Origin of the sequence: Pseudomonas sp. Pseusp11, from assembly GCF_047304405.1 — a bacterium.
In the GTDB taxonomy this organism is placed as follows: Bacteria; Pseudomonadota; Gammaproteobacteria; order Pseudomonadales; family Pseudomonadaceae; genus Aquipseudomonas.
The window spans coordinates 223,523-246,143 of sequence record NZ_JBGLZF010000004.1 but is presented as its reverse complement, the minus strand read 5'-3'; the positions used below and the strand labels follow the sequence as shown (position 1 = coordinate 246,143).

The following is a 22,621-nucleotide window of genomic DNA, read 5'->3' as shown; positions in this document are numbered from 1 at the left end:
AGCTTCACTAATTTTGCGAGGGCTTTATGGCTCGTACTACTCCGATTAGCCGCTACCGTAACATCGGTATCGTTGCTCACGTGGATGCTGGTAAAACCACCACCACCGAGCGCGTCCTTTTTTACACTGGCAAAAGTCACAAAATGGGCGAGGTGCATGACGGCGCCGCGACCACAGACTGGATGGTGCAGGAGCAGGAGCGTGGTATTACCATTACTTCTGCTGCTATCACCGCCTTCTGGAAAGGTTCTGAGAAGCAGTACTCGCACGAACACCGTTTCAACGTTATCGATACCCCGGGCCACGTAGACTTCACTATTGAAGTTGAACGCTCCCTGCGCGTACTCGACGGCGCTGTCGTTGTGTTCTGCGGTACTTCGGGTGTTGAGCCTCAGTCGGAAACCGTATGGCGTCAGGCCAACAAGTACGGCGTTCCACGTCTTGTTTACGTGAACAAGATGGACCGTGCTGGCGCTAACTTCCTGCGCGTGATCGGTCAGATCAAGCAGCGTCTGGGTCACACTCCGGTGCCAATCCAGTTGGCTATCGGTTCCGAAGACAACTTCCAGGGTCAGATCGATCTGATCAACATGCAAGCTGTCTACTGGAATGACTCTGACAAGGGTATGGTCCCTGTTCGCAAGGACATTCCTGCCGAGCTGCAAGAGCTGGCTGAAGAGTGGCGCAGCAACATGGTCGAGGCTGCGGCCGAAGCCAACGAAGAGCTGATGAACAAGTATCTCGAAGGGGAAGAGCTCTCCATCGAGGAAATCAAGGCCGCTCTGCGTCAGCGTACTATCGCTGGTGAGATCGTTCTGGCTGTTTGCGGTTCTTCCTTCAAGAACAAGGGTGTTCCCCTGGTTCTCGACGCCGTTATCGACTTCCTGCCTGCTCCAACCGACATTCCTGCTATCAAGGGTTCCAACCCGGATAACGAGGAAGAGGAAATGGAGCGTCATGCAAGCGACGACGAGCCTTTCGCGGCTCTGGCGTTCAAGATCGCTACCGACCCATTCGTGGGTACCTTGACCTTTGTTCGGGTTTACTCGGGCGTGTTGGCCTCCGGCGACGGCGTGATCAACTCGGTAAAAGGCAAGAAAGAGCGCGTGGGTCGTATGGTGCAAATGCACGCAAACGCCCGTGAAGAAATCAAGGAAGTACGCGCTGGTGACATCGCGGCCTTGATCGGCATGAAGGACGTCACCACTGGTGAGACTTTGTGCAACGCTGACAAGCCAATCATCCTGGTTCGCATGGACTTCCCGGAGCCGGTTATTTCGGTTGCCGTAGAGCCTAAGACCAAGGATGACCAGGAAAAAATGGGTATCGCTCTGGGCAAACTTGCTCAGGAAGACCCGTCTTTCCGCGTCAAAACTGATGAAGAGACTGGTCAAACGATCATCTCCGGCATGGGCGAGCTGCACCTGGACATCCTGGTTGACCGGATGCGCCGTGAGTTCAACGTCGAAGCCAACATCGGTAAGCCTCAAGTTTCGTACCGTGAGCGCATCACGAAGAGCTGCGAAATCGAAGGCAAGTTCGTTCGTCAGTCCGGCGGTCGTGGCCAGTTTGGTCATTGCTGGATCCGTTTTGCACCTGCTGACGAAGGTCAGGAAGGTCTGCAATTCCTGAACGAAGTAGTGGGTGGTGTGGTTCCTAAAGAATACATCCCGGCTATCCAGAAGGGTATCGAAGAGCAGATGAAGAACGGTGTTGTTGCCGGCTATCCGCTGATCGGCCTGAAGGCTACCGTGTTTGATGGTTCTTACCACGACGTCGACTCGAACGAGATGGCGTTTAAGGTGGCTGCTTCCATGGCGACCAAGCAACTGGCCCAGAAGGGTGGTGGTGAGTTGCTTGAGCCGATCATGGCGGTAGAGGTTGTTACGCCTGAAGACTATATGGGTGACGTGATGGGCGACCTTAACCGTCGTCGCGGCATGATTCTGGGTATGGAAGATACGGTTTCCGGTAAAGTAATTCGTGCCGAGGTTCCGTTGGGCGAGATGTTCGGTTATGCGACCGACGTTCGTTCCATGTCTCAGGGTCGCGCAAGCTACTCTATGGAATTCAAAAAATACAATACGGCTCCGTCGCACATCGTCGAAACCGTTACCAAAAAACAAGGCTGATTCAGTCCTTTAGGCAAGGAGTTAATTGTCGTGGCTAAAGAAAAATTTGATCGTTCCCTACCGCACGTCAACGTTGGCACTATCGGTCACGTTGACCACGGTAAAACCACTCTGACCGCTGCTCTGACTCGCGTCTGCTCCGAAGTTTTCGGTTCGGCTCGTGTTGACTTCGACAAGATCGACAGCGCACCAGAAGAAAAAGCTCGCGGTATCACCATCAACACCGCTCACGTTGAGTACAACTCGAAGATCCGTCACTACGCTCACGTTGACTGCCCAGGTCACGCTGACTATGTGAAGAACATGATCACCGGTGCTGCTCAAATGGACGGCGCTATCCTGGTTTGCTCGGCCGCTGATGGTCCGATGCCACAAACCCGTGAGCACATCCTGCTGTCCCGTCAGGTAGGCGTTCCGTACATCGTGGTTTTCCTGAACAAGGCTGACCTGGTAGACGACGCTGAGCTGCTGGAACTGGTTGAGATGGAAGTGCGCGATCTGCTGAGCACTTACGACTTCCCAGGCGACGACACTCCAATCATCATCGGCTCCGCTCGTATGGCGCTGGATGGTCTGGACGATAACGAGATGGGCACCACTGCCGTCAAGAAACTGGTTGAAACTCTGGACAGCTACATCCCAGAACCAGTTCGTCTGACTGACAAGCCGTTCCTGATGCCAATCGAAGACGTATTCTCGATCTCGGGTCGCGGTACTGTTGTGACTGGTCGTATCGAGCGCGGTATCGTTCGCGTTCAGGATCCACTGGAAATCGTTGGTCTGCGTGACACTACCGTCACCACCTGCACCGGTGTTGAAATGTTCCGCAAGCTGCTCGACGAAGGTCGTGCTGGCGAGAACTGCGGCGTGCTGCTGCGCGGCACCAAGCGTGATGACGTGGAGCGTGGTCAGGTTCTGGTTAAGCCAGGTACCGTTAAGCCGCACACCAAGTTCACCGCAGAAGTTTACGTTCTGAGCAAAGAAGAAGGCGGTCGTCACACTCCGTTCTTCAAAGGCTACCGTCCACAGTTCTACTTCCGTACTACTGACGTGACTGGTAACTGCGAGCTGCCAGAAGGCGTTGAAATGGTAATGCCGGGCGATAACATTCAAATGACTGTTACCCTGATCAAAACCATCGCAATGGAAGACGGTCTGCGTTTCGCTATTCGCGAAGGCGGTCGTACCGTTGGTGCTGGCGTTGTAGCTAAAATCATCGAGTAAGCTTCTCTTCTGAGATAGCTTCGATGCTTTGAAAAAGCCCCCGCTTAGCGGGGGCTTTTTTATTGGGTTGACACCTATCGGGGGCGTCTATAGAATTGCGCCTCCTTTTAACGGGCGTATTGCGCCCGGTGGGAATAGCAGCCGGAGTCTGAAATCCAATGCAAAATCAGCAAATCCGTATCAGGTTGAAGGCTTTTGACCATCGCCTGATCGACCAATCCACCCAGGAAATCGTGGAAACCGCGAAACGTACTGGTGCTCAAGTGCGTGGTCCAATTCCACTGCCTACCCGTAAAGAGCGGTTCACCGTTCTGGTCTCCCCGCACGTCAACAAAGACGCGCGTGACCAGTACGAGATCCGTACTCATAAGCGCGTTCTGGACATCGTCCAGCCAACGGATAAAACCGTTGATGCTCTTATGAAGCTTGATCTTGCGGCCGGTGTGGAAGTGCAGATCAGCCTCGGCTAAGACTCGGTCTTAGTCGTGTAACGCTCTGAAATGGGCGGCCATAGCGGGTGAAAGCCCCGTACACTCATGAGGTTTACAACATGACTATTGGTGTAGTCGGTCGTAAATGCGGTATGACCCGTATTTTCACCGAAGAAGGTGTCTCCATTCCGGTCACGGTCATTGAGATCGAGCCGAATCGCGTCACCCAGTTCAAAACTGAAGAGACCGATGGCTATCGTGCAGTGCAAGTCACTGTAGGCGAGCGTCGTGCTTCGCGTGTTACAGCTGCGCAAGCTGGCCACTTCGCTAAGGCGAACGTTGCCGCTGGTCGTACCGTAATGGAATTCCGCCTTGAAGAAGGCGAGTACCAGGCCGGCGATCTGATCAACGCTGAAATCTTCGCTGCTGGTCAACTGGTTGATGTAACCGGTCAGTCCAAGGGTAAAGGCTTCCAGGGTACGATCAAGCGTTGGAATTTCCGCGGGCAAGATAACACCCACGGTAACTCCGTATCCCACCGCGTTCCAGGCTCTATCGGCCAGTGCCAGACTCCTGGTCGTGTATTCAAGGGCAAAAAAATGTCCGGTCATATGGGCGCTGAGCGCGTGACCGTGCAGTCCCTCGAAGTAGTGCGCGTGGACGCTGAACGCAATCTGTTGTTGGTCAAGGGCGCTGTTCCTGGCGCTACTGGCGGCAACTTGGTTGTACGTCCAGCAGCCAAGGCTCGCGGTTAAGGGGAAGCTGACATGCAATTAAATGTAAATGACGCTCAAGCGATCGAAGTTTCCGAACTGACATTTGGCGGCGAATTCAACGAGACGCTGGTTCACCAAGCAGTCGTGGCCTACATGGCCGGCGGCCGTCAAGGTAGCAAGCAGCAAAAGACCCGTTCCGACGTTCGTGGTGGCGGTAAGCGCCCATGGCGTCAGAAAGGTACTGGCCGTGCTCGTGCCGGTACTATCCGTAGCCCAATCTGGCGTGGCGGCGGTACCACTTTCGCAGCTCGTCCTCAGGATCACTCCCAGAAGCTGAACAAGAAGATGTATCGCGCAGCAATGCGTTCCATCCTTGCTGAGCTGGTGCGTACTGATCGTCTGGTCGTGGTTCAGGATTTCGCTGTTGAAACGCCGAAAACCAAAGACCTGCTGGGCAAACTGAACAACATGAGCCTGACCGACGTTCTGATCGTGTCGGACGCTGTTGATCAGAACCTGTACCTGGCTGCTCGTAACCTGCCGCACGTTGATGTACGTGATGTGCAAGGTTCCGATCCAGTTAGTCTGATCGCATACGACAAGGTGTTGATCACCGTGTCGGCCGTGAAGAAATTCGAGGAGCTGCTGGGATGAACCAGGAACGCGTATTTAAAGTTCTGCTTGGCCCGCACGTTTCCGAGAAGGCTACGGTTCTGGCAGACAAGAAAGGCCAGTTCGTTTTCAAGGTTGCCACTGACGCAACCAAGCTGGAAATCAAGAAGGCCGTCGAAAGCCTGTTCAGCGTGAAAGTAGAGCGTGTTACTACCCTGAATGTTCTGGGTAAGAGCAAGCGCACTGCTCGCGGTCTGGGCAAGCGTAATGACTGGAAGAAGGCAGTTATCTCCCTTCAGCCAGGCCAAGATCTCGATTTCAGCAGCAGTGCTGAGTAAGGAAGGGGTGCATCATGGCAATCGTTAAATGCAAACCGACTTCCCCTGGCCGCCGTTTTGTGGTCAAGGTGGTCAACCAGGAGCTGCATAAAGGCGCTCCTCACGCACCGCTGCTCGAGAAAAAATCGAAGACTGGTGGTCGTAACAACAATGGTCGTATTACCACTCGTCACATCGGTGGTGGCCATAAGCAGCATTATCGTCTGGTCGATTTCCGTCGCAACGACAAAGATGGCATCGCTGCCACTGTTGAGCGTATCGAATACGATCCAAACCGTACTGCTCACATCGCTCTGCTGCTGTACGCAGATGGCGAGCGTCGCTACATCATTGCGCCTAAAGGCGTGAGTGCTGGCGACCAGCTGATCGCAGGTGCTCTGGCACCGATCAAGCCGGGCAACGCTCTGCAGCTGCGTAACATTCCAGTTGGTAGCACCGTACACGGCATCGAATTGAAGCCAGGTAAAGGCGCGCAAATCGCTCGTTCCGCTGGTGCTTCGGCTCAGCTGATCGCTCGTGAAGGTGTCTACGTGACCCTGCGTCTGCGTTCTGGTGAGATGCGTAAAGTGCTGGCTGAATGCCGCGCGACCCTGGGCGAAGTCTCGAACTCCGAGCACAGCCTGCGTTCGCTGGGTAAAGCTGGTGCCAAACGCTGGCGTGGCGTTCGCCCAACCGTTCGTGGTGTTGCCATGAACCCGGTTGACCACCCACATGGTGGTGGTGAAGGTCGTACCTCTGGTGGTCGTCATCCGGTATCGCCATGGGGCTTCCCGACTAAGGGCGCGAAGACTCGTGGTAATAAGCGTACCGACAAAATGATCGTCCGTCGTCGCAAGTAAATAGAGGGATACGACAGTGCCACGTTCTCTGAAAAAAGGTCCTTTTATCGATCTTCACCTACTGAAGAAGATCGAAGTGGCGGCGGAAAAGAACGATCGCAAACCAGTTAAAACCTGGTCGCGTCGCTCGATGATCCTGCCACAAATGGTCGGTCTGACCATCGCAGTACACAACGGTCGTCAACACGTCCCAGTTCTCGTTAACGAAGACATGGTCGGCCACAAACTGGGCGAGTTCGCCGGTACCCGCACATATCGTGGGCACGTGGCAGACAAGAAAGCCAAGCGTTAAGGGGTTAGGAAATGGAAGTAGCCGCTAAGTTGTCGGGCGCTCGAATCTCCGCCCAGAAAGCCCGCTTGGTCGCCGACCAGATCCGCGGGAAGAAGGTGGGCGAAGCGCTCAACCTGTTGGCTTTCAGCAGTAAGAAAGCCGCCGAGATCATGAAGAAAGTGCTGGAGTCGGCCGTAGCCAACGCCGAGCATAACGAAGGCGCAGACGTTGATGACCTGAAAGTCAGCACCGTTTTCGTTAACGAAGGGCGTTCGCTGAAGCGCATCATGCCACGTGCCAAAGGCCGTGCTGATCGCATCGTCAAGCGGTCTTGCCATATCACTGTCAAGGTTGCTGACAAGTAACGGAGTCGAAGAGATGGGTCAGAAAGTACATCCCATTGGCATTCGCCTGGGAATCGTCAAGGAGCACACCTCCGTCTGGTACGCAGACGGTCGGACTTATGCGGACTACTTGTTCGCTGATCTGAAGGTGCGTGAGTATCTCCAAGACAAACTAAAAAGCGCGTCCGTAAGCCGTATCGATATCCATCGTCCGGCCCAAACTGCACGTATCACCATCCACACCGCTCGTCCAGGTATCGTTATCGGGAAGAAAGGTGAAGATGTTGAGAAACTGCGTCAGGACCTGACCAAGCAAATGGGTGTGCCTGTGCACATCAATATCGAAGAGATCCGCAAGCCGGAGCTCGACGGTATGCTGGTTGCGCAGAGCGTAGCTCAGCAGCTGGAGCGTCGCGTAATGTTCCGTCGCGCTATGAAGCGCGCTGTTCAGAACGCCATGCGCATTGGTGCCAAAGGCATCAAAATCCAAGTGAGCGGTCGTCTCGGCGGTGCTGAAATCGCACGTACTGAATGGTATCGCGAAGGTCGTGTGCCTCTGCACACCCTGCGTGCCGACATCGACTATGCCAACTACGAAGCTCACACCACTTATGGTGTGATCGGTGTAAAGGTTTGGATCTTCAAAGGCGAAGTAATTGGTGGTCGCCAAGAAGAACTGAAACCACAAGCACCAGCGCCTCGTAAAAAAGCTGCTAAGTAAGGGGTACGCCAAATGTTGCAACCAAAGCGTACGAAGTTCCGCAAGCAAATGACTGGTCACAACCGTGGCCTGGCATTGCGCGGTAGCAAAGTCAGCTTCGGCGAGTTCGCGCTGAAGTCTGTTGCTCGTGGTCGTCTCACCGCTCGTCAGATCGAGTCAGCGCGTCGTGCACTGACCCGTCACGTTAAACGTGGCGGCAAGATCTGGATCCGTGTATTCCCGGACAAGCCTATTTCCAAAAAGCCACTCGAAGTTCGGATGGGTAAAGGTAAGGGTAACGTGGAATACTGGGTTGCCCAGATTCAGCCAGGCAAAGTCCTGTATGAAATCGAGGGTGTTTCTGAAGAGCTGGCGCGTGAGGCTTTCGCCCTGGCTGCTGCAAAGCTGCCGCTCGCCACCTCCTTTGTTAAACGGACGGTGATGTGATGAAAGCGAATGAACTTCGTGAAAAATCCGCACAGCAGCTGAACGAGCAACTGCTCGGCCTGCTGCGCGACCAGTTCAATCTGCGTATGCAGAAAGCAACTGGCCAGTTGGGGCAGTCTCATCTGCTCTCGCAAGTTAAGCGTGACATTGCTCGCGTGAAGACTGTGCTCAACCAGCAGGCAGGTAAGTAATCATGGCTGAAGCCGAAAAAACTGTCCGTACGCTGACTGGCCGTGTTGTCAGCGACAAGATGGACAAAACCATCACCGTTCTGATCGAGCGTCGCGTTAAGCACCCGATCTACGGTAAATACGTTAAGCGTTCGACTAAGCTGCACGCGCACGACGAAACCAATCAGTGCCACATCGGCGACAAAGTCACTATTCGTGAAACTCGTCCTTTGGCCAAGACCAAGTCTTGGGCGCTGGTTGATGTTCTCGAACGCGCTGTGGAAGTCTAAGGACTAGGGGTCGGAGAAATTATATGATTCAGACTCAATCCATGCTCGATGTGGCCGATAACAGCGGCGCTCGCCGCGTTATGTGCATCAAGGTGCTGGGTGGCTCCCATCGTCGTTACGCTGGTATCGGTGACATCATCAAAGTTACCGTGAAGGAAGCAATTCCTCGCGGTAAGGTGAAAAAAGGCCAAGTGATGACTGCTGTTGTAGTCCGCACTCGTCACGGCGTTCGCCGTGCAGATGGCTCCATTATCCGCTTTGATGGCAACGCTGCTGTTCTTCTGAACAACAAGCAAGAGCCGATCGGCACCCGTATCTTTGGGCCAGTGACCCGTGAACTTCGTACTGAGAAGTTCATGAAGATCGTCTCGCTCGCCCCAGAAGTGCTGTAAGGAGATCCGACATGCAAAAGATTCGTCGTGACGACGAGATCATCGTGATCGCCGGCAAAGACAAAGGTAAGCGCGGTAAGGTGCTGAAGGTTCTCGCTGATGACCGCCTGGTCGTTGGTGGTCTGAACCTGGTCAAGCGTCATACCAAGCCTAACCCGATGTCGGGCGTACAGGGCGGTATCGTCGAGAAAGAAGCGCCACTGCACGCTTCCAACGTCGCCATCTTCAACGGCGAAACCAACAAGGCTGACCGCGTTGGTTTCAAAGTAGAAGACGGTAAGAAAATTCGTGTCTTCAAGTCGACCCAAAAAGCGGTTGATGCTTGAACACTGCTAGGTAGAAGACCATGGCACGACTAAAAGAGATTTACCGGAAGGAAATCGCACCGAAACTTAAGGAAGAACTTAAGCTTTCGAACGTGATGGAAGTTCCGCGCGTTACCAAAATCACCCTGAACATGGGTCTGGGCGAAGCGATCGGCGACAAAAAAGTCATCGAGCACGCTGTTGCTGACCTGGAAAAGATCACCGGCCAGAAAGTCGTTGTGACCTACGCTCGGAAATCCATCGCTGGCTTTAAAGTCCGTGAAGGTTGGCCGATCGGCGTCAAAGTGACCCTGCGCCGTGAGCGTATGTACGAGTTCCTGGATCGTCTGCTGTCGATCTCCCTGCCTCGGGTTCGCGACTTCCGCGGCCTGAATGCCAAGTCCTTCGATGGTCGTGGTAACTACAGCATGGGCGTTAAAGAGCAGATCATCTTCCCGGAAATCGACTACGACAAGATCGATGCTCTCCGCGGTCTGGACATTACCCTGACCACCACTGCCAAGAACGATGACGAAGGTCGCGCCCTGTTGCGTGCTTTCAAATTCCCGTTCCGCAACTGATTGGAGTAGGAAAATGGCCAAGATGAGCATGAAAAACCGCGAGCTGAAGCGTCAGCTCACGGTTGCCAAGTACGCCAAAAAGCGTGCAGCACTGAAAGCTATCATCGTTGATCTGAACGCAAGTCCAGAAGCGCGTTGGGAAGCTACAGTAGCTCTGCAGAAGCAGCCACGTGACGCAAGCGCTTCGCGCATGCGTAACCGCTGCCGCCTGACCGGTCGTCCACACGGCGTTTACCGCAAGTTCGGCCTTGGCCGTAACAAACTGCGTGAAGCTGCAATGCGTGGTGACGTACCTGGTCTGGTTAAAGCCAGCTGGTAAGCACTGTCAAAGTCTCGGTGTTCGGGGTCGCAAGATCCTGACCATCGGTGACCTTGAACTTGAATCAAGCCCCTATTGGGGCTTGATTCATTTGTGGGGTGTGTCTAGAATACCCGGCTCGCCTGAGCCCGTGCTTTTTTTGCGCGGATGTACTCGGCGACACGTAGTAGCCGCAAGGCTAATTTTTTGTGTATTAGGAGCGTCTAGCCCATGAGTATGCAGGACCCGTTAGCGGACATGCTAACTCGAATCCGTAATGCCCAGATGGCTGAAAAGTCCGTCGTAAGCATGCCATCTTCTACTTTGAAGGTAGCTGTTGCCAAAGTCCTGAAGGACGAAGGTTACATTGCGGGTTATCAGATCAGCAGCGAAATCAAGCCACTGCTGTCCATCGAGCTGAAGTACTTCGAAGGCCGTCCGGTCATCGAGGAAGTGAAGCGCGTTAGCCGTCCAGGCCTGCGTCAGTACAAGTCCGTCGATGATCTGCCAAAAGTTCGTGGCGGTCTCGGTGTGTCTATCGTCTCCACCAACAAAGGTGTGATGACGGATCGTGCTGCGCGCGCTGCCGGTGTCGGCGGCGAAGTTCTTTGCACTGTGTTCTAAGGGGGGATAAGCATGTCACGCGTCGCTAAGAACCCCGTTAAGCTGCCAGCCGGTGTCGAAGTCAAATTCGCAGGCCAACAGCTTTCGGTGAAGGGTGCCAAGGGTACTCTCGAACTGAACATCCATTCGTCCGTTGAGATCGTTGAAGAAGCTGGTGAGCTGCGTTTCGCTGCTCGCAATGGCGATCAACAAACTCGCGCAATGGCTGGTACCACTCGTGCGTTGGTAAACAACATGGTCCAAGGCGTAAGCCAAGGCTTCGAGCGTAAGCTCCAGCTGGTCGGTGTTGGTTACAAAGCGCAAGCAAAAGGCACAGTGCTGAACCTGGCTCTTGGCTTCTCGCACCCAGTGGATTATGAACTGCCGGAAGGCATCACCGCTGAGACTCCTAGCCAGACCGATATCCTGATCAAGGGCATCGACAAGCAGCTGGTAGGTCAAGTGGCCGCCGAGATCCGCGACTTCCGTCCACCAGAGCCGTACAAAGGCAAAGGTGTGCGCTACGCGGACGAAGTCGTCCGTCGTAAAGAAGCCAAGAAGAAGTAGGGCATAGCAAATGACCGACAAAAAAGTTACTCGACTGCGTCGCGCTCGCAAAGCACGCCTGAAAATGCACGAACTCGAAGTCGTGCGTCTCTGCGTGTTCCGCTCGTCGCAGCACATCTACGCCCAGGTCATTTCGGCCGACGGCAACAAAGTCCTGGCAAGTGCCTCGACTTTGGATAAAGAACTGCGTGATGGTGCCACTGGCAACATCGACGCGGCCACTAAGGTTGGCCAGCTGGTCGCTACGCGTGCTAAAGCCGCTGGCGTCTCGCAGGTGGCTTTCGACCGCTCTGGCTTCAAGTACCACGGCCGCGTCAAGGCGCTGGCTGATGCTGCTCGTGAAGCTGGGCTGGAGTTCTAAGTTATGTCAAATAACGACCAAAAGCGCGACGAAGGCTACATCGAGAAGCTGGTTCAAGTTAACCGCGTAGCTAAAACCGTTAAAGGCGGCCGTATCTTCACTTTCACCGCGTTGACCGTGGTTGGTGATGGTAAAGGGCGCGTTGGCTTCGGCCGTGGCAAGTCGCGTGAAGTGCCTGCTGCGATCCAGAAGGCAATGGAAGCTGCTCGCCGCAACATGATCCAGGTTGATCTGAACGGCACCACTCTGCAGTACGCAATGAAGTCCGCTCACGGCGCTTCGAAGGTGTACATGCAGCCTGCTTCTGAAGGTACCGGTATCATCGCTGGCGGCGCTATGCGTGCTGTCCTCGAAGTTGCTGGCGTTCAGAACGTTCTGGCCAAGTGCTACGGCTCGACTAACCCGGTAAACGTGGTTCACGCCACTTTCAAAGGTTTGAAAGCAATGCAGTCTCCTGAATCCATTGCCGCCAAGCGTGGCAAAAGCGTCAAGGAGATCTTCTGATCATGGCTACCGTTAAAGTTACGCTGATCAAAAGCATGACCGGCCGCATCCCTAACCACAAACTGTGCGTTAAGGGTCTGGGTCTGCGTCGCATCGGTCACACTGTAGAAGTCCAGGATACTCCCGAGAATCGCGGGATGATCAACAAGGCTTACTACATGCTGCGTGTCGAGGGTTAATCGATGAAACTCAATGATCTGAGTCCAGCGCCGGGTTCCCGTCGCGAAAAGCATCGTCCGGGCCGTGGTATCGGTAGCGGTTTGGGTAAGACTGGTGGCCGTGGCCACAAAGGTCAAACCTCCCGCTCCGGTGGCACCATTGCTCCAGGCTTTGAAGGCGGTCAACAGCCGCTGCATCGTCGCCTGCCGAAGTTTGGTTTCGTTTCCCTGAAAGCCATGGACCGCGCAGAAGTGCGTCTGTCCGAGCTGGCTAAAGTGGAAGGCGACATCGTCACCGTGCAGTCCCTGAAAGATGCCAACGTGATCAACGTCAACGTTCAGCGTGTGAAAATCATGCTGTCCGGCGAAGTTACTCGCGCTGTCACCATCGGAAAGGGAATCGGCGCCACCAAAGGTGCGCGTGCGGCTATCGAAGCAGCTGGCGGCAAGTTCGAGGAATAAATGGCTAAGCAAGGTGCTCTCTCTGCGCTCGGCAAAGGCGGTATGTCTGAACTCTGGGCTCGTCTGCGTTTTCTGTTCCTGGCGATTATCGTCTACCGAATAGGCGCACACATCCCGGTTCCAGGTATCAACCCGGACCGACTCGCGGACCTGTTTCGACAGAATGAGGGGACCATTCTTAGCTTGTTCAACATGTTTTCCGGCGGCGCGCTGGAACGGATGAGCATCTTTGCGTTGGGGATCATGCCGTACATTTCGGCATCGATCATCATGCAACTGATGACCGCCGTCAGCCCGCAGCTGGAACAGTTGAAGAAGGAAGGTGAAGCTGGCCGTCGCAAGATCAGCCAGTACACCCGCTACGGCACTGTCGTCCTCGCTCTCGTCCAGGCTATTGGCATGTCCATTGGTCTGGCGGGGCAGGGCGTTGCGTTCACTGGTGACTTTGGCTTCCATTTCGTCGCGGTATCCACTTTTGTGGCTGGTGCGATGTTCATGATGTGGCTGGGTGAGCAGATTACTGAGCGTGGTGTTGGCAACGGTATCTCGATGTTGATTTTTTCGGGTATCGTCGCCGGTCTTCCGAGAGCGATCGGGCAGTCTTTCGAGTCTGCACGTCAGGGTGATATCAACATCTTCGCCCTGGTTGCCATCGGTTTGCTGGCAGTAGCGATTATCGGTTTCGTGGTGTTCATTGAGCGTGGCCAGCGTCGTATTGCTGTTCACTACGCCAAGCGTCAGCAGGGCCGTAAGGTCTTCGCTGCGCAGACCAGCCACTTGCCGCTGAAGGTGAACATGGCCGGTGTTATTCCGGCTATTTTCGCGAGCAGCATTTTGCTGTTCCCGGCTTCGTTGGGTGCCTGGTTCGGTCAGTCTGAAGGTATGGGCTGGTTGCAGGACATCTCGCAGTCGATCGCTCCTGGTCAGCCGTTGAATATTCTGCTGTTTAGTGCAGGGATTATTTTCTTCTGCTTCTTCTATACGGCGTTGATGTTCAATCCGAAAGACGTAGCGGAAAACCTGAAGAAGTCCGGTGCCTTTATTCCGGGCATCCGTCCAGGTGAGCAGTCTGCGCGCTACATTGATGGCGTTCTGACTCGCTTGACCATGTTCGGTGCTCTTTACATGACGGCCGTCTGCCTGTTGCCCCAGTTCCTGGTGGTTGCAGCAAACGTACCGTTCTACCTTGGCGGGACCTCGTTGCTGATCGTGGTCGTGGTTGTGATGGACTTCATGTCCCAAGTACAATCGCACCTCGTTTCGCACCAGTACGAATCCCTGATGAAGAAAGCCAACCTGAAGGGTTACGGCAGCGGCATGTTGCGCTGAGTACCCATAAGGTTCGAGGAGTTGGTGATGAAAGTTCGTGCATCGGTGAAAAAGCTGTGCCGTAACTGCAAGATTATTCGCCGCGAAGGTGTTGTTCGAGTAATTTGCAGCGCGGAACCGCGTCACAAACAGCGCCAAGGCTGAGTGTGATTGTGCTTCAAGCCCGGCAGCTAGTGCGCTGCCGGGTTGATTATTTGTTATTACAGCGATATTATCTCGCGCCCTATTTCTTGGCTTCCGGGGCGTAGGTAGCTGTCAATTGGAGTCCCACTGAATGGCCCGTATTGCAGGCGTTAACATTCCAGATAACAAGCATACTGTTATCTCGCTGACCTACATCTATGGTGTTGGTCGCACTACTGCACAGAAAATTTGTGCAGTGACTGGGGTAAACCCAGCGGCAAAGATCAAAGATCTGAGCGACGAGCAGATTGAACAGCTGCGTGGCGAAGTGGCGAAGTTCACCACTGAAGGTGACCTGCGTCGCGAAATCAACATGAAAATCAAGCGTTTGATGGACCTCGGTTGCTATCGCGGTCTGCGTCATCGTCGTGGTCTTCCAGTACGCGGTCAGCGTACCAAGACCAACGCGCGTACCCGTAAAGGTCCGCGTAAGCCGATCCGCAAGTAATCGCCCCAGCGAATCGACAGGAAATTAATCATGGCAAAACCTGCTGCTCGTCCTCGTAAAAAAGTTAAAAAGACAGTGGTTGATGGCATCGCCCACATCCATGCTTCTTTTAACAACACCATCGTGACCATTACCGACCGTCAAGGTAACGCTCTTTCCTGGGCTACCTCCGGTGGTTCGGGTTTCCGCGGCTCCCGCAAGTCCACCCCGTTCGCTGCTCAAGTAGCTGCTGAACGTGCTGGTCAAGCTGCGCTGGAATACGGCCTGAAAAACCTCGACGTTAACGTCAAAGGTCCAGGTCCAGGTCGTGAATCCGCAGTCCGCGCTTTGAACGGCTGTGGCTACAAGATCGCCAGCATCACCGACGTGACGCCAATCCCGCACAACGGGTGCCGTCCGCCGAAGAAGCGCCGCGTGTAATCCAGGAGATTGTAAAGAATGGCTCGTTACATTGGTCCAAAATGCAAACTCGCTCGTCGCGAAGGCACCGATCTCTTTCTGAAGAGCGGCGTGCGCGCGATCGAATCGAAGTGCAACATCGAAGCAGCACCTGGTATCCACGGCCAACGCCGCGGTCGCCAGTCCGATTACGGCACCCAACTGCGTGAAAAGCAGAAGGTCCGTCGTATCTACGGCGTTCTCGAGCGTCAATTCAGCGGCTACTACAAAGAAGCTGCTGGCAAGAAAGGCGCAACTGGCGAAAACCTGTTGCAACTGCTCGAATGCCGTCTGGACAACGTTGTATACCGTATGGGTTTTGGCTCTACTCGTGCCGAATCCCGTCAGCTGGTATCGCACAAGTCGATCAGCGTTAACGGTCAGACCGTAAACGTTCCGTCCTACCAGGTTCGTGCTGGTGACGTGGTCGCAGTTCGCGAGAAAGCAAAGAACCAACTTCGCATTGTCCAAGCTCTCGATCTGTGTGCCCAACGTGGCCGCGTAGAATGGGTAGAAGTAGACACTGAGAAGAAGTCGGGCGTTTTCAAGAACGTTCCTGCTCGCAGTGATCTGTCCGCCGACATCAACGAAAGCCTGATTGTCGAGCTCTACTCCAAGTAAGGGCTAGAAAATAGGTGCATCCATGCAGATTTCGGTAAATGAGTTCCTGACACCCCGCCATATTGATGTGCAGGTTGTCAGTCCAACCCGCGCCAAGATCACTCTCGAGCCTCTCGAGCGTGGTTTCGGCCACACCCTGGGCAACGCGCTGCGCCGCATCCTGTTGTCCTCAATGCCCGGCTGTGCAGTAGTCGAGGCCGAGATTGACGGTGTGCTCCACGAGTACAGCGCCATCGAAGGTGTACAGGAAGACGTAATTGAAATCCTGTTGAACCTTAAAGGTCTGGCTATCAAGCTGCACGGTCGAGACGAAGTTACGCTGACCTTGTCGAAGAAGGGTTCGGGGGTGGTTACCGCTGCCGATATTCAGCTGGATCATGATGTCGAGATCGTTAACCCCGATCACGTAATCGCTAACCTGGCGTCTAACGGCGCCCTGAACATGAAGCTCACCGTAGCTCGTGGTCGTGGTTATGAACCGGCAGACTCGCGTCAGAGCGATGAAGACGAAAGCCGCAGCATCGGTCGCTTGCAGCTTGACTCTTCGTTCAGCCCGGTTCGCCGTATCGCATACGTGGTGGAAAACGCCCGTGTCGAACAGCGTACTAACCTGGACAAGCTGGTTATTGATCTGGAAACCAACGGTACCCTGGATCCTGAAGAGGCTATCCGCCGTGCTGCAACCATCCTGCAACAGCAGTTGGCTGCGTTCGTCGATCTCAAAGGTGACAGTGAGCCAGTGGTTGTCGAGCAGGAAGACGAGATCGATCCGATCCTGCTTCGCCCGGTTGACGATCTGGAACTGACTGTACGTTCGGCTAACTGCCTTAAGGCGGAAAACATCTACTACATCGGCGACCTGATTCAGCGTACCGAAGTAGAGCTGTTGAAGACTCCGAACCTTGGCAAGAAATCCTTGACTGAAATCAAGGACGTTCTGGCCTCCCGCGGTCTGTCCCTCGGCATGCGCCTCGACAACTGGCCGCCTGCAAGTCTTAAGAAGGACGACAAGGCGACTGCCTGATCGTCGTAATCACCGAACGTTGTGTTTGGTAAGGAATGAACCATGCGTCATCGTAAAAGTGGTCGTCACCTGAGCCGCACCAGCTCGCACCGCAAGGCCATGTTTCAAAACATGGCGGTGTCGCTGTTCGAGCACGAGCTGATCAAAACTACACTGCCAAAAGCCAAAGAACTGCGCCGCGTTGCTGAGCCGCTGATCACTTTGGCCAAGACAGACAGCCTGGCTAACCGCCGTCTGGCTTTCGACCGTACTCGTTCGAAAGCTATCGTTGGTAAGCTCTTCAACGACCTGGGCAAGCGTTACGCTACCCGTGAGGGTGGCTACCTGCGCATCCTCAAGTGCGGTTTCCGCGCTGGCGACAACGCGCCTATGGCGTACGTCGAGTTGGTTGATCGTGCTGTCGGCGGTGAAGCTGTATCCGCTGAGTAAGACGTCAGTCTGAAACAAAGAACCGGGCCTAGTGCCCGGTTTTTTGTGCCTATAAAAAATGCGCCATGCATACAAGCTTCTATGCTGTCTAGGTCTGCATTATAGACAGGGGGAAATTATTGTTAGTTATTTCCTATTGAGGCCTACAGATTAATGCATTGGTAGCGTTCATATAGAAGATTAATACTTCCCCTCAAGCCGATTAGCCGGCATATCAAAATTGATAGAGGAAGAAGATCAAAATGAGCCAAAACAAGACGTTGACCACCGCCAGCGGCGCACCTGTCGCGGATAATCAGAACTCCCTTTCCGCCGGCCCTCGAGGCCCGTTGCTGCTCCAGGATTTTCACCTGATAGAAAAGCTGGCGCACTTTAACCGTGAAAACATCCCGGAGCGTCGTGTACACGCCAAGGGCTCCGGTGCCTACGGCACGTTCACCGTCACCCATGACATCACTCAGTACACCAGGGCAGCCCTGTTTTCGACGGTAGGCAAGCAGACTCCGACCTTCCTGCGTTTTTCCACCGTGGGTGGTGAGCGCGGTTCGGCTGACACCGCACGAGATCCGCGTGGTTTCGCTCTGCGGTTCTATACCGAAGAAGGTAACTGGGACGTCGTTGGCAACAATACGCCGGTGTTCTTCATTCGCGATCCGCTGAAGTTTCCCGACTTCATTCACACGCAAAAGCGCGACCCGCACACCAATTTGAAAAGTTCGCAGAATGTTTGGGACTTCTGGTCGCAGTCGCCGGAAGCGCTGCATCAGATCACTATCCTGATGTCCGATCGGGGTATTCCCGATGGCTACCGGCACATGCACGGATTCGGCAGCCACACCTTCAGCCTGATCAACGCCCAAGGCGTTCGTCACTGGGTTAAATGGCACTACAAGACCCAACAAGGCATCAAAAACCTCGATCCAGCAGTCGCGGCGCAACTTGCGGGTACTGATCCGGATTACGCCCAGCGCGACCTGTTCAATGCCATCGAGCGAGGAGATTTTCCGAAATGGCACGTACGCATGCAGGTCATGACTGAGGCTCAGGCCGCTAACCATCCTGATAATCCCTTTGATGTGACCAAGACCTGGTCTCAAAAGGACTTTCCATTGATTGATGTCGGTGTGCTGGAGTTGAACCGCAATCCTGTCAATTACCACGCTGAGGTGGAACAAGCTGCCCTCGCTCCGAGCAATATCGTGCCTGGCGTCGGCTTCTCGCCGGATCGCATGTTGCAAGGTCGGATCTTCGCTTACGCTGATGCGCATCGGTACCGCGTGGGGACCAACCACCAGCAACTGCCGGTGAACGCACCGCGCAACCCGGTGAATACCTATCAGCGTGATGGTGCCATGGCGTATGGCAATTACGGCACTGGCGCGCCCAACTACGAGCCAAACAGCTATCCGAATGCACCGAAGCAGGACCCAGGCTACGACGAGCCGCCATTGCCACTGGATGGCGCTGCTGATCGTTATGATCATCGTGTAGACCGGGATTATTACAGCTATGCCGGAGACTTGTTCCGACTGATGACCCCTGCACAGCAAGCGCTGCTGGTCAGCAACATCGCCGGTTCGATGGACGGTGTCTCTGGTGATGTCATCGATCTGGCATTGACGCATTTCTACCAGGCTGACCCGGCGTACGGAGCCGCAATCGCAGCACTGTTAGGCAAATAGCTTAACGAAGTCTAAACGATAAGCAGAACCGCCCTCATTTGGGCGGTTTTTGCGTTATTTAAACCGCTTTTCTCAGAATATCTTCGCTTTTATTGCGTCAGGCGAGTGACCTTCGGGTCAGCTTGGTTCAAACTACAGGCTTTCAAGCAGGGAGATGTAGGGCGATGCAAGGTCACCCAGACGTAATCGATTACCTCAACACGTTGCTGACAGGCGAACTGGCAGCGCGTGATCAATATTTCATCCATTCGCGGATGTACGAGGACTGGGGGTTCACCGAGCTCTACGAGCGCATCAACCACGAGATGGAAGAAGAGGCTCAGCATGCTGACGCCCTGATGCGTCGGATCCTGATGCTCGAAGGTACGCCGCGCATGCGTCCAGACGATCTCGATGTCGGCACCACCGTGCCGGACATGCTCGCCGCTGACCTGCGTCTGGAATATAAAGTTCGTGCCGCGCTGTGCAAAGGCATTGAGCTTTGCGAGCTGCACAAGGATTACGTCAGCCGCGAGATCCTGCGCATTCAGCTGAATGACACCGAGGAAGATCACACCTACTGGCTGGAGAAACAGCTGGGTTTGATCAAGTTGATCGGTCTGGAGAATTACCTGCAATCGCAGTTCTGATCCTTCAGGCAGATCACGCACAAAAAAAGCCCCTGTCACCAACAAAGTGACAGGGGCTTTTTCATGGGCCCGATTCAGGCCTTGTCGCGAGCCAGCAGTGGCTTGAGATAGTAGCCAGTGTGAGACTGCTTCATCTCCGACACATCCTCCGGCGTACCGGCGGCGATGATCTGGCCGCCCTTGGAACCACCTTCCGGCCCCAGATCCACCAGCCAGTCGGCGGTCTTGATCACATCCAGGTTGTGCTCGATTACCACCACGGTGTTGCCGTGGTCCCGCAAACGATGCAACACGTCGAGCAGTTGCTGGATATCCGCGAAGTGCAGGCCGGTAGTCGGTTCATCGAGGATGTACAGGGTCTTGCCGGTATCGCGCTTGGACAACTCGCGGGACAGTTTCACCCGCTGGGCTTCACCACCCGACAGCGTCGTCGCCGATTGCCCCAGTTTGATGTACGAAAGGCCTACGTCCATCAACGTCTGAAGCTTGCGCGCCAAGGCCGGAACCGCGTCGAAGAACACCCGGGCTTCCTCGATGGTCATCTCGAGGGTTTCGTGGATGCTCTTGCCCTTGTACTTGATCTCAAGGGTTTCGCGGTTGTAGCGCTTGCTCTTGCAGACGTCGCACGGGACATAGATGTCCGGCAGGAAGTGCATTTCCACTTTGATCAGGCCATCGCCCTGACAGGCTTCACAGCGTCCGCCCTTCACGTTGAAGGAGAAACGCCCCGGTCCGTAACCGCGGGAGCGGGACTCCGGTACGCCGGCGAACAACTCGCGAATCGGCGTGAACAATCCGGTGTAGGTCGCCGGGTTGGAGCGCGGCGTGCGACCGATCGGGCTCTGATCGATGTCGACGACTTTATCCAGGTGCTCAAGGCCCTTGATACTGTCGTGAGCCGCCGCTTCCAGGGTGGTTGCCCCGTTGAGTGCGGTAGCGCTCAAAGGAAACAGCGTGTTGTTGATCAGCGTCGATTTGCCCGAGCCGGACACGCCGGTCACGCAGGTCAGCAGGCCGATCGGAATCTCCAGATCGACATTGCGCAAATTGTTGCCGCGAGCGCCCTTTAGGGACAACGACAACTTCTTGTTACGGGGTGTGCGTTTGGCTGGAACAGCGATCTTTACTCGGCCCGACAAATACTTGCCAGTCAGCGAATCAGGGTGAGCCATGACTTCGTCCGGCGTCCCTTCGGCAACGATATGCCCGCCGTGCACACCTGCGCCCGGGCCGATGTCCACCACATAGTCAGCCAGACGAATCGCGTCTTCATCGTGCTCGACCACGATCACCGTGTTGCCGATGTCACGCAGGTGCTTGAGTGTGCCGAGCAATCGGTCGTTGTCCCGCTGGTGCAGGCCAATTGACGGTTCATCGAGGATGTACAGAACCCCCACCAGACCGGCGCCAATCTGACTGGCCAGGCGAATGCGCTGGGCCTCACCGCCGGACAGCGTGTCGGCACTGCGATCCAGTGACAGATAGTCCAGGCCAACGTTGACCAGAAACTGCAGGCGTTCGCGGATTTCCTTGAGGATCTTGTCGGCAATTTCGCCACGGCGGCCGGTCAGTTTCAGCACGCCGAAGTATTCGCAGGCATCGCCGATCGGCAAGTTGGTCACCGCCGGCAAGGTCTTCTCGCCAACCCACACGTGTCGCGCCTCGCGACGCAGACGGGTGCCACGGCAATCCGGGCAAGGCTGGGTGCTGAGGAATTTGGCCAGTTCTTCGCGGACCGAAGCCGATTCGGTTTCGCGGTAGCGGCGTTCCAGGTTCGGCACGATGCCTTCGAACGGGTGCGAGCGTTTGACGATGTCGCCGCGGTCGTTCAGGTACTTGAAGTCGACATTCTGCGAGCCGCTACCATGCAGGATGAATTTCTGTTGATCGGCCGGCAGTTCGTTGAACGGCACTTCGAGGCTGAACTTGTAGTGGGCAGCCAGCGAACCAAGCATCTGGAAGTAATAGACGTTGCGCCGGTCCCAGCCGCGGATCGCGCCTTCGGCCAGGGTCAGTTCACCGTTCACCAATCGTTTGGTGTCGAAGAACTGCTTAACCCCCAGGCCATCGCAGGTCGGGCAGGCGCCGGCCGGGTTGTTGAAGGAAAACAGCTTGGGTTCCAGCTCGCTGATGGCGTGGCCGCAGATCGGACAGGCAAAGCGTGCGGAGAAGATGATTTCTTCGCCGGGCTCGTCGTCCATTGGCGCCACCAGAGCGATGCCGTCCGCCAGTTTCAGCGCGGTCTCGAACGATTCGGCCAGGCGTTGTTGCAGATCGGCGCGGACCTTGAAGCGGTCGACCACGACGTCGATCGAGTGCTTCTTCTGTTTATCCAGCTTCGGCAACTCGTCCAGCTCACAGAGTTTGCCGTTGACCCGGGCCCGCACAAAGCCCTGGGCCCGCAGTTCTTCGAAGACCGAGAGGTGTTCGCCCTTGCGCTCGCGGATTACCGGAGCCAACAGCATCAGTTTGCTGCCTTCCGGTTGCGCCAGCACCAAGTCGACCATCTGGCTGACGGTCTGGGCTTCCAGCGGAATGTCGTGGTCCGGGCAGCGCGGAATACCGACGCGAGCGTAGAGCAGGCGCAGGTAATCGTAGATTTCGGTAATGGTGCCAACCGTCGAGCGCGGGTTGTGCGAGGTCGACTTCTGTTCGATGGAGATCGCCGGCGACAGACCTTCGATGGTGTCGACGTCAGGTTTTTCCATCATCGACAGGAATTGCCGGGCGTAGGCCGACAGCGATTCGACATAGCGGCGCTGGCCTTCGGCGTACAGCGTGTCGAAGGCCAGGGACGACTTGCCGGATCCGGACAGGCCGGTGATGACGATCAGTTTGTCCCGTGGCAGGGTCAGGTCGATGTTCTTCAGGTTGTGGGTTCGGGCCCCACGAATCAGGATCTTGTCCAAAGTGGCCTCGCTCGGCGGGCGTCGAAAACGTAGGAGTATACGGCCAAATACTGGATGGATGCACACTATCAAATGAGGGGCGCGCAACCTTGCATGAAGATTGCGTCATCTGTACGCGTCATAGCGTCGCGATATACCCCGTCAATCGATGGGACTGGTAGAATCGCCGCCGGTTCACATGAGG

Annotated in this window: 33 protein-coding genes; 32 read left to right on the top strand and 1 reads right to left on the bottom strand. The window is 55.2% G+C overall.

What is annotated here, in order from left to right; all coding sequences use genetic code 11:
- Positions 1 to 26: 26 nt before the first annotated feature.
- From fusA to bfr, 32 genes are all read left to right on the top strand, one after another.
- Positions 27 to 2,132: an elongation factor G gene (gene fusA / locus ACCC96_RS05280; protein WP_007933703.1), complete on the top strand. Its 2,106-nt coding sequence runs from the start codon at positions 27 to 29 to the stop codon at positions 2,130 to 2,132.
- 30 nt (positions 2,133 to 2,162) lie between these two features.
- Complete coding sequence (gene tuf / locus ACCC96_RS05275; protein ID WP_007933700.1) at positions 2,163 to 3,356, top strand: elongation factor Tu; 1,194 nt, start codon at positions 2,163 to 2,165, stop codon at positions 3,354 to 3,356.
- 158 nt (positions 3,357 to 3,514) lie between these two features.
- A complete protein-coding gene (rpsJ, locus tag ACCC96_RS05270) occupies positions 3,515 to 3,826 on the top strand; it encodes a 30S ribosomal protein S10 (protein WP_003186070.1) in 312 nt (103 codons plus the stop codon).
- A gap of 80 nt (positions 3,827 to 3,906) precedes the next feature.
- Complete coding sequence (gene rplC, locus ACCC96_RS05265; RefSeq protein ID WP_003186059.1) at positions 3,907 to 4,542, top strand: 50S ribosomal protein L3; 636 nt, start codon at positions 3,907 to 3,909, stop codon at positions 4,540 to 4,542.
- 12 nt (positions 4,543 to 4,554) lie between these two features.
- Positions 4,555 to 5,157 (top strand): 50S ribosomal protein L4, encoded by a 603-nt coding sequence (gene rplD / locus ACCC96_RS05260; protein WP_003228735.1) that lies wholly within the window; start codon positions 4,555 to 4,557, stop codon positions 5,155 to 5,157.
- On the top strand, positions 5,154 to 5,453 hold the full coding sequence (gene rplW / locus ACCC96_RS05255) for a 50S ribosomal protein L23 (protein ID WP_002555488.1): 300 nt from the start codon (positions 5,154 to 5,156) through the stop codon (positions 5,451 to 5,453). The genes rplD and rplW overlap by 4 nt, the downstream gene beginning before the upstream one ends.
- A gap of 14 nt (positions 5,454 to 5,467) precedes the next feature.
- Entirely contained in the window at positions 5,468 to 6,292 is an 825-nt protein-coding gene (gene rplB / locus ACCC96_RS05250; protein WP_003210080.1) for a 50S ribosomal protein L2, read from the top strand.
- 16 nt (positions 6,293 to 6,308) lie between these two features.
- The gene (gene rpsS / locus ACCC96_RS05245) at positions 6,309 to 6,584 is read left to right on the top strand and encodes a 30S ribosomal protein S19 (protein WP_002555486.1); all 276 of its coding nucleotides are present in this window, start codon (positions 6,309 to 6,311) and stop codon (positions 6,582 to 6,584) included.
- An 11-nt stretch (positions 6,585 to 6,595) separates the two neighbouring features.
- Positions 6,596 to 6,928: a 50S ribosomal protein L22 gene (gene rplV / locus ACCC96_RS05240; RefSeq protein WP_003103908.1), complete on the top strand. Its 333-nt coding sequence runs from the start codon at positions 6,596 to 6,598 to the stop codon at positions 6,926 to 6,928.
- A 13-nt stretch (positions 6,929 to 6,941) separates the two neighbouring features.
- Entirely contained in the window at positions 6,942 to 7,628 is a 687-nt protein-coding gene (gene rpsC / locus ACCC96_RS05235; RefSeq protein ID WP_003176422.1) for a 30S ribosomal protein S3, read from the top strand.
- A 12-nt stretch (positions 7,629 to 7,640) separates the two neighbouring features.
- A complete protein-coding gene (gene rplP / locus ACCC96_RS05230) occupies positions 7,641 to 8,054 on the top strand; it encodes a 50S ribosomal protein L16 (RefSeq protein WP_003228729.1) in 414 nt (137 codons plus the stop codon).
- Positions 8,054 to 8,245, top strand: coding sequence for a 50S ribosomal protein L29 (gene rpmC / locus ACCC96_RS05225; protein ID WP_002555481.1), 192 nt, complete (start codon positions 8,054 to 8,056; stop codon positions 8,243 to 8,245). The genes rplP and rpmC overlap by 1 nt, the downstream gene beginning before the upstream one ends.
- 2 nt (positions 8,246 to 8,247) lie before the next feature.
- A complete protein-coding gene (gene rpsQ, locus ACCC96_RS05220; RefSeq protein ID WP_003176419.1) occupies positions 8,248 to 8,514 on the top strand; it encodes a 30S ribosomal protein S17 in 267 nt (88 codons plus the stop codon).
- A 23-nt stretch (positions 8,515 to 8,537) separates the two neighbouring features.
- On the top strand, positions 8,538 to 8,906 hold the full coding sequence (gene rplN / locus ACCC96_RS05215; RefSeq protein WP_002555479.1) for a 50S ribosomal protein L14: 369 nt from the start codon (positions 8,538 to 8,540) through the stop codon (positions 8,904 to 8,906).
- Positions 8,907 to 8,917: 11 nt separating this feature from the next.
- Complete coding sequence (gene rplX / locus ACCC96_RS05210; protein WP_007896770.1) at positions 8,918 to 9,232, top strand: 50S ribosomal protein L24; 315 nt, start codon at positions 8,918 to 8,920, stop codon at positions 9,230 to 9,232.
- A 20-nt stretch (positions 9,233 to 9,252) separates the two neighbouring features.
- Positions 9,253 to 9,792, top strand: coding sequence for a 50S ribosomal protein L5 (gene rplE, locus ACCC96_RS05205; protein WP_003210069.1), 540 nt, complete (start codon positions 9,253 to 9,255; stop codon positions 9,790 to 9,792).
- Positions 9,793 to 9,805: 13 nt separating this feature from the next.
- Entirely contained in the window at positions 9,806 to 10,111 is a 306-nt protein-coding gene (rpsN, locus tag ACCC96_RS05200) for a 30S ribosomal protein S14 (RefSeq protein WP_003176414.1), read from the top strand.
- Positions 10,112 to 10,321: 210 nt separating this feature from the next.
- Entirely contained in the window at positions 10,322 to 10,714 is a 393-nt protein-coding gene (rpsH, locus tag ACCC96_RS05195; RefSeq protein ID WP_003186040.1) for a 30S ribosomal protein S8, read from the top strand.
- Between the two features lie 12 nt (positions 10,715 to 10,726).
- Entirely contained in the window at positions 10,727 to 11,260 is a 534-nt protein-coding gene (gene rplF, locus ACCC96_RS05190) for a 50S ribosomal protein L6 (RefSeq protein ID WP_003176412.1), read from the top strand.
- 10 nt (positions 11,261 to 11,270) lie between these two features.
- Positions 11,271 to 11,621 carry a 50S ribosomal protein L18 gene (rplR, locus tag ACCC96_RS05185; RefSeq protein WP_003186037.1) on the top strand — a complete coding sequence of 117 codons (351 nt, stop codon included), beginning with the start codon at positions 11,271 to 11,273 and terminating at the stop codon, positions 11,619 to 11,621.
- 3 nt (positions 11,622 to 11,624) lie between these two features.
- Positions 11,625 to 12,125 carry a 30S ribosomal protein S5 gene (gene rpsE, locus ACCC96_RS05180; protein WP_003186035.1) on the top strand — a complete coding sequence of 167 codons (501 nt, stop codon included), beginning with the start codon at positions 11,625 to 11,627 and terminating at the stop codon, positions 12,123 to 12,125.
- 2 nt (positions 12,126 to 12,127) lie between these two features.
- The gene (rpmD, locus tag ACCC96_RS05175; protein ID WP_003176408.1) at positions 12,128 to 12,304 is read left to right on the top strand and encodes a 50S ribosomal protein L30; all 177 of its coding nucleotides are present in this window, start codon (positions 12,128 to 12,130) and stop codon (positions 12,302 to 12,304) included.
- A 3-nt stretch (positions 12,305 to 12,307) separates the two neighbouring features.
- Complete coding sequence (gene rplO / locus ACCC96_RS05170) at positions 12,308 to 12,745, top strand: 50S ribosomal protein L15 (protein WP_003228720.1); 438 nt, start codon at positions 12,308 to 12,310, stop codon at positions 12,743 to 12,745.
- Positions 12,746 to 14,074 (top strand): preprotein translocase subunit SecY, encoded by a 1,329-nt coding sequence (secY, locus tag ACCC96_RS05165; RefSeq protein WP_003228718.1) that lies wholly within the window; start codon positions 12,746 to 12,748, stop codon positions 14,072 to 14,074.
- Positions 14,075 to 14,101: 27 nt separating this feature from the next.
- Positions 14,102 to 14,218, top strand: coding sequence for a 50S ribosomal protein L36 (gene rpmJ, locus ACCC96_RS05160; RefSeq protein ID WP_002555468.1), 117 nt, complete (start codon positions 14,102 to 14,104; stop codon positions 14,216 to 14,218).
- Between the two features lie 130 nt (positions 14,219 to 14,348).
- Positions 14,349 to 14,705, top strand: a complete 357-nt coding sequence (gene rpsM, locus ACCC96_RS05155) for a 30S ribosomal protein S13 (RefSeq protein WP_003186020.1) — start codon at positions 14,349 to 14,351, stop codon at positions 14,703 to 14,705.
- Positions 14,706 to 14,735: 30 nt separating this feature from the next.
- Entirely contained in the window at positions 14,736 to 15,125 is a 390-nt protein-coding gene (gene rpsK, locus ACCC96_RS05150; RefSeq protein WP_002555466.1) for a 30S ribosomal protein S11, read from the top strand.
- 18 nt (positions 15,126 to 15,143) lie between these two features.
- Positions 15,144 to 15,764: a 30S ribosomal protein S4 gene (rpsD, locus tag ACCC96_RS05145; protein WP_003176404.1), complete on the top strand. Its 621-nt coding sequence runs from the start codon at positions 15,144 to 15,146 to the stop codon at positions 15,762 to 15,764.
- Between the two features lie 22 nt (positions 15,765 to 15,786).
- Positions 15,787 to 16,788, top strand: coding sequence for a DNA-directed RNA polymerase subunit alpha (locus tag ACCC96_RS05140; RefSeq protein WP_003186012.1), 1,002 nt, complete (start codon positions 15,787 to 15,789; stop codon positions 16,786 to 16,788).
- A gap of 42 nt (positions 16,789 to 16,830) precedes the next feature.
- Complete coding sequence (gene rplQ, locus ACCC96_RS05135; protein ID WP_007924175.1) at positions 16,831 to 17,217, top strand: 50S ribosomal protein L17; 387 nt, start codon at positions 16,831 to 16,833, stop codon at positions 17,215 to 17,217.
- A gap of 242 nt (positions 17,218 to 17,459) precedes the next feature.
- The gene (locus ACCC96_RS05130; RefSeq protein WP_413695151.1) at positions 17,460 to 18,899 is read left to right on the top strand and encodes a catalase; all 1,440 of its coding nucleotides are present in this window, start codon (positions 17,460 to 17,462) and stop codon (positions 18,897 to 18,899) included.
- Positions 18,900 to 19,063: 164 nt separating this feature from the next.
- A complete protein-coding gene (gene bfr, locus ACCC96_RS05125; protein ID WP_007933692.1) occupies positions 19,064 to 19,528 on the top strand; it encodes a bacterioferritin in 465 nt (154 codons plus the stop codon).
- Between the two features lie 74 nt (positions 19,529 to 19,602).
- On the opposite strand, the gene uvrA is transcribed toward bfr, so the two are convergent.
- Positions 19,603 to 22,437, bottom strand: a complete 2,835-nt coding sequence (uvrA, locus tag ACCC96_RS05120) for an excinuclease ABC subunit UvrA (RefSeq protein WP_413695150.1) — start codon at positions 22,435 to 22,437, stop codon at positions 19,603 to 19,605.
- Between the last annotated feature and the right edge of the window lie 184 nt (positions 22,438 to 22,621).

Bases quoted from the DNA above. Each gene is read 5' to 3' on its own strand.
- rpsJ (WP_003186070.1), top strand. From the start codon at position 3,515: ATGCAAAATCAGCAAATCCGTATCAGGTTGAAGGCTTTTGACCATCGC.
- rplN (WP_002555479.1), top strand. From the start codon at position 8,538: ATGATTCAGACTCAATCCATGCTCGATGTGGCCGATAACAGCGGCGCT.
- rplQ (WP_007924175.1), top strand. From the start codon at position 16,831: ATGCGTCATCGTAAAAGTGGTCGTCACCTGAGCCGCACCAGCTCGCAC.
- rpsE (WP_003186035.1), top strand. From the start codon at position 11,625: ATGTCAAATAACGACCAAAAGCGCGACGAAGGCTACATCGAGAAGCTG.
- rpsN (WP_003176414.1), top strand. From the start codon at position 9,806: ATGGCCAAGATGAGCATGAAAAACCGCGAGCTGAAGCGTCAGCTCACG.
- rplC (WP_003186059.1), top strand. From the start codon at position 3,907: ATGACTATTGGTGTAGTCGGTCGTAAATGCGGTATGACCCGTATTTTC.
- rpsC (WP_003176422.1), top strand. From the start codon at position 6,942: ATGGGTCAGAAAGTACATCCCATTGGCATTCGCCTGGGAATCGTCAAG.
- rplE (WP_003210069.1), top strand. From the start codon at position 9,253: ATGGCACGACTAAAAGAGATTTACCGGAAGGAAATCGCACCGAAACTT.
- rplR (WP_003186037.1), top strand. From the start codon at position 11,271: ATGACCGACAAAAAAGTTACTCGACTGCGTCGCGCTCGCAAAGCACGC.
- rplV (WP_003103908.1), top strand. From the start codon at position 6,596: ATGGAAGTAGCCGCTAAGTTGTCGGGCGCTCGAATCTCCGCCCAGAAA.
- rpsH (WP_003186040.1), top strand. From the start codon at position 10,322: ATGAGTATGCAGGACCCGTTAGCGGACATGCTAACTCGAATCCGTAAT.
- rplW (WP_002555488.1), top strand. From the start codon at position 5,154: ATGAACCAGGAACGCGTATTTAAAGTTCTGCTTGGCCCGCACGTTTCC.
- rpsK (WP_002555466.1), top strand. From the start codon at position 14,736: ATGGCAAAACCTGCTGCTCGTCCTCGTAAAAAAGTTAAAAAGACAGTG.
- ACCC96_RS05140 (WP_003186012.1), top strand. From the start codon at position 15,787: ATGCAGATTTCGGTAAATGAGTTCCTGACACCCCGCCATATTGATGTG.
- rpmD (WP_003176408.1), top strand. From the start codon at position 12,128: ATGGCTACCGTTAAAGTTACGCTGATCAAAAGCATGACCGGCCGCATC.
- rplF (WP_003176412.1), top strand. From the start codon at position 10,727: ATGTCACGCGTCGCTAAGAACCCCGTTAAGCTGCCAGCCGGTGTCGAA.
- fusA (WP_007933703.1), top strand. From the start codon at position 27: ATGGCTCGTACTACTCCGATTAGCCGCTACCGTAACATCGGTATCGTT.
- ACCC96_RS05130 (WP_413695151.1), top strand. From the start codon at position 17,460: ATGAGCCAAAACAAGACGTTGACCACCGCCAGCGGCGCACCTGTCGCG.
- rplD (WP_003228735.1), top strand. From the start codon at position 4,555: ATGCAATTAAATGTAAATGACGCTCAAGCGATCGAAGTTTCCGAACTG.
- rpmC (WP_002555481.1), top strand. From the start codon at position 8,054: ATGAAAGCGAATGAACTTCGTGAAAAATCCGCACAGCAGCTGAACGAG.
- rplX (WP_007896770.1), top strand. From the start codon at position 8,918: ATGCAAAAGATTCGTCGTGACGACGAGATCATCGTGATCGCCGGCAAA.
- rpsQ (WP_003176419.1), top strand. From the start codon at position 8,248: ATGGCTGAAGCCGAAAAAACTGTCCGTACGCTGACTGGCCGTGTTGTC.
- rpsD (WP_003176404.1), top strand. From the start codon at position 15,144: ATGGCTCGTTACATTGGTCCAAAATGCAAACTCGCTCGTCGCGAAGGC.
- bfr (WP_007933692.1), top strand. From the start codon at position 19,064: ATGCAAGGTCACCCAGACGTAATCGATTACCTCAACACGTTGCTGACA.
- rpmJ (WP_002555468.1), top strand. From the start codon at position 14,102: ATGAAAGTTCGTGCATCGGTGAAAAAGCTGTGCCGTAACTGCAAGATT.
- rplP (WP_003228729.1), top strand. From the start codon at position 7,641: ATGTTGCAACCAAAGCGTACGAAGTTCCGCAAGCAAATGACTGGTCAC.
- secY (WP_003228718.1), top strand. From the start codon at position 12,746: ATGGCTAAGCAAGGTGCTCTCTCTGCGCTCGGCAAAGGCGGTATGTCT.
- rplB (WP_003210080.1), top strand. From the start codon at position 5,468: ATGGCAATCGTTAAATGCAAACCGACTTCCCCTGGCCGCCGTTTTGTG.
- rpsM (WP_003186020.1), top strand. From the start codon at position 14,349: ATGGCCCGTATTGCAGGCGTTAACATTCCAGATAACAAGCATACTGTT.
- rplO (WP_003228720.1), top strand. From the start codon at position 12,308: ATGAAACTCAATGATCTGAGTCCAGCGCCGGGTTCCCGTCGCGAAAAG.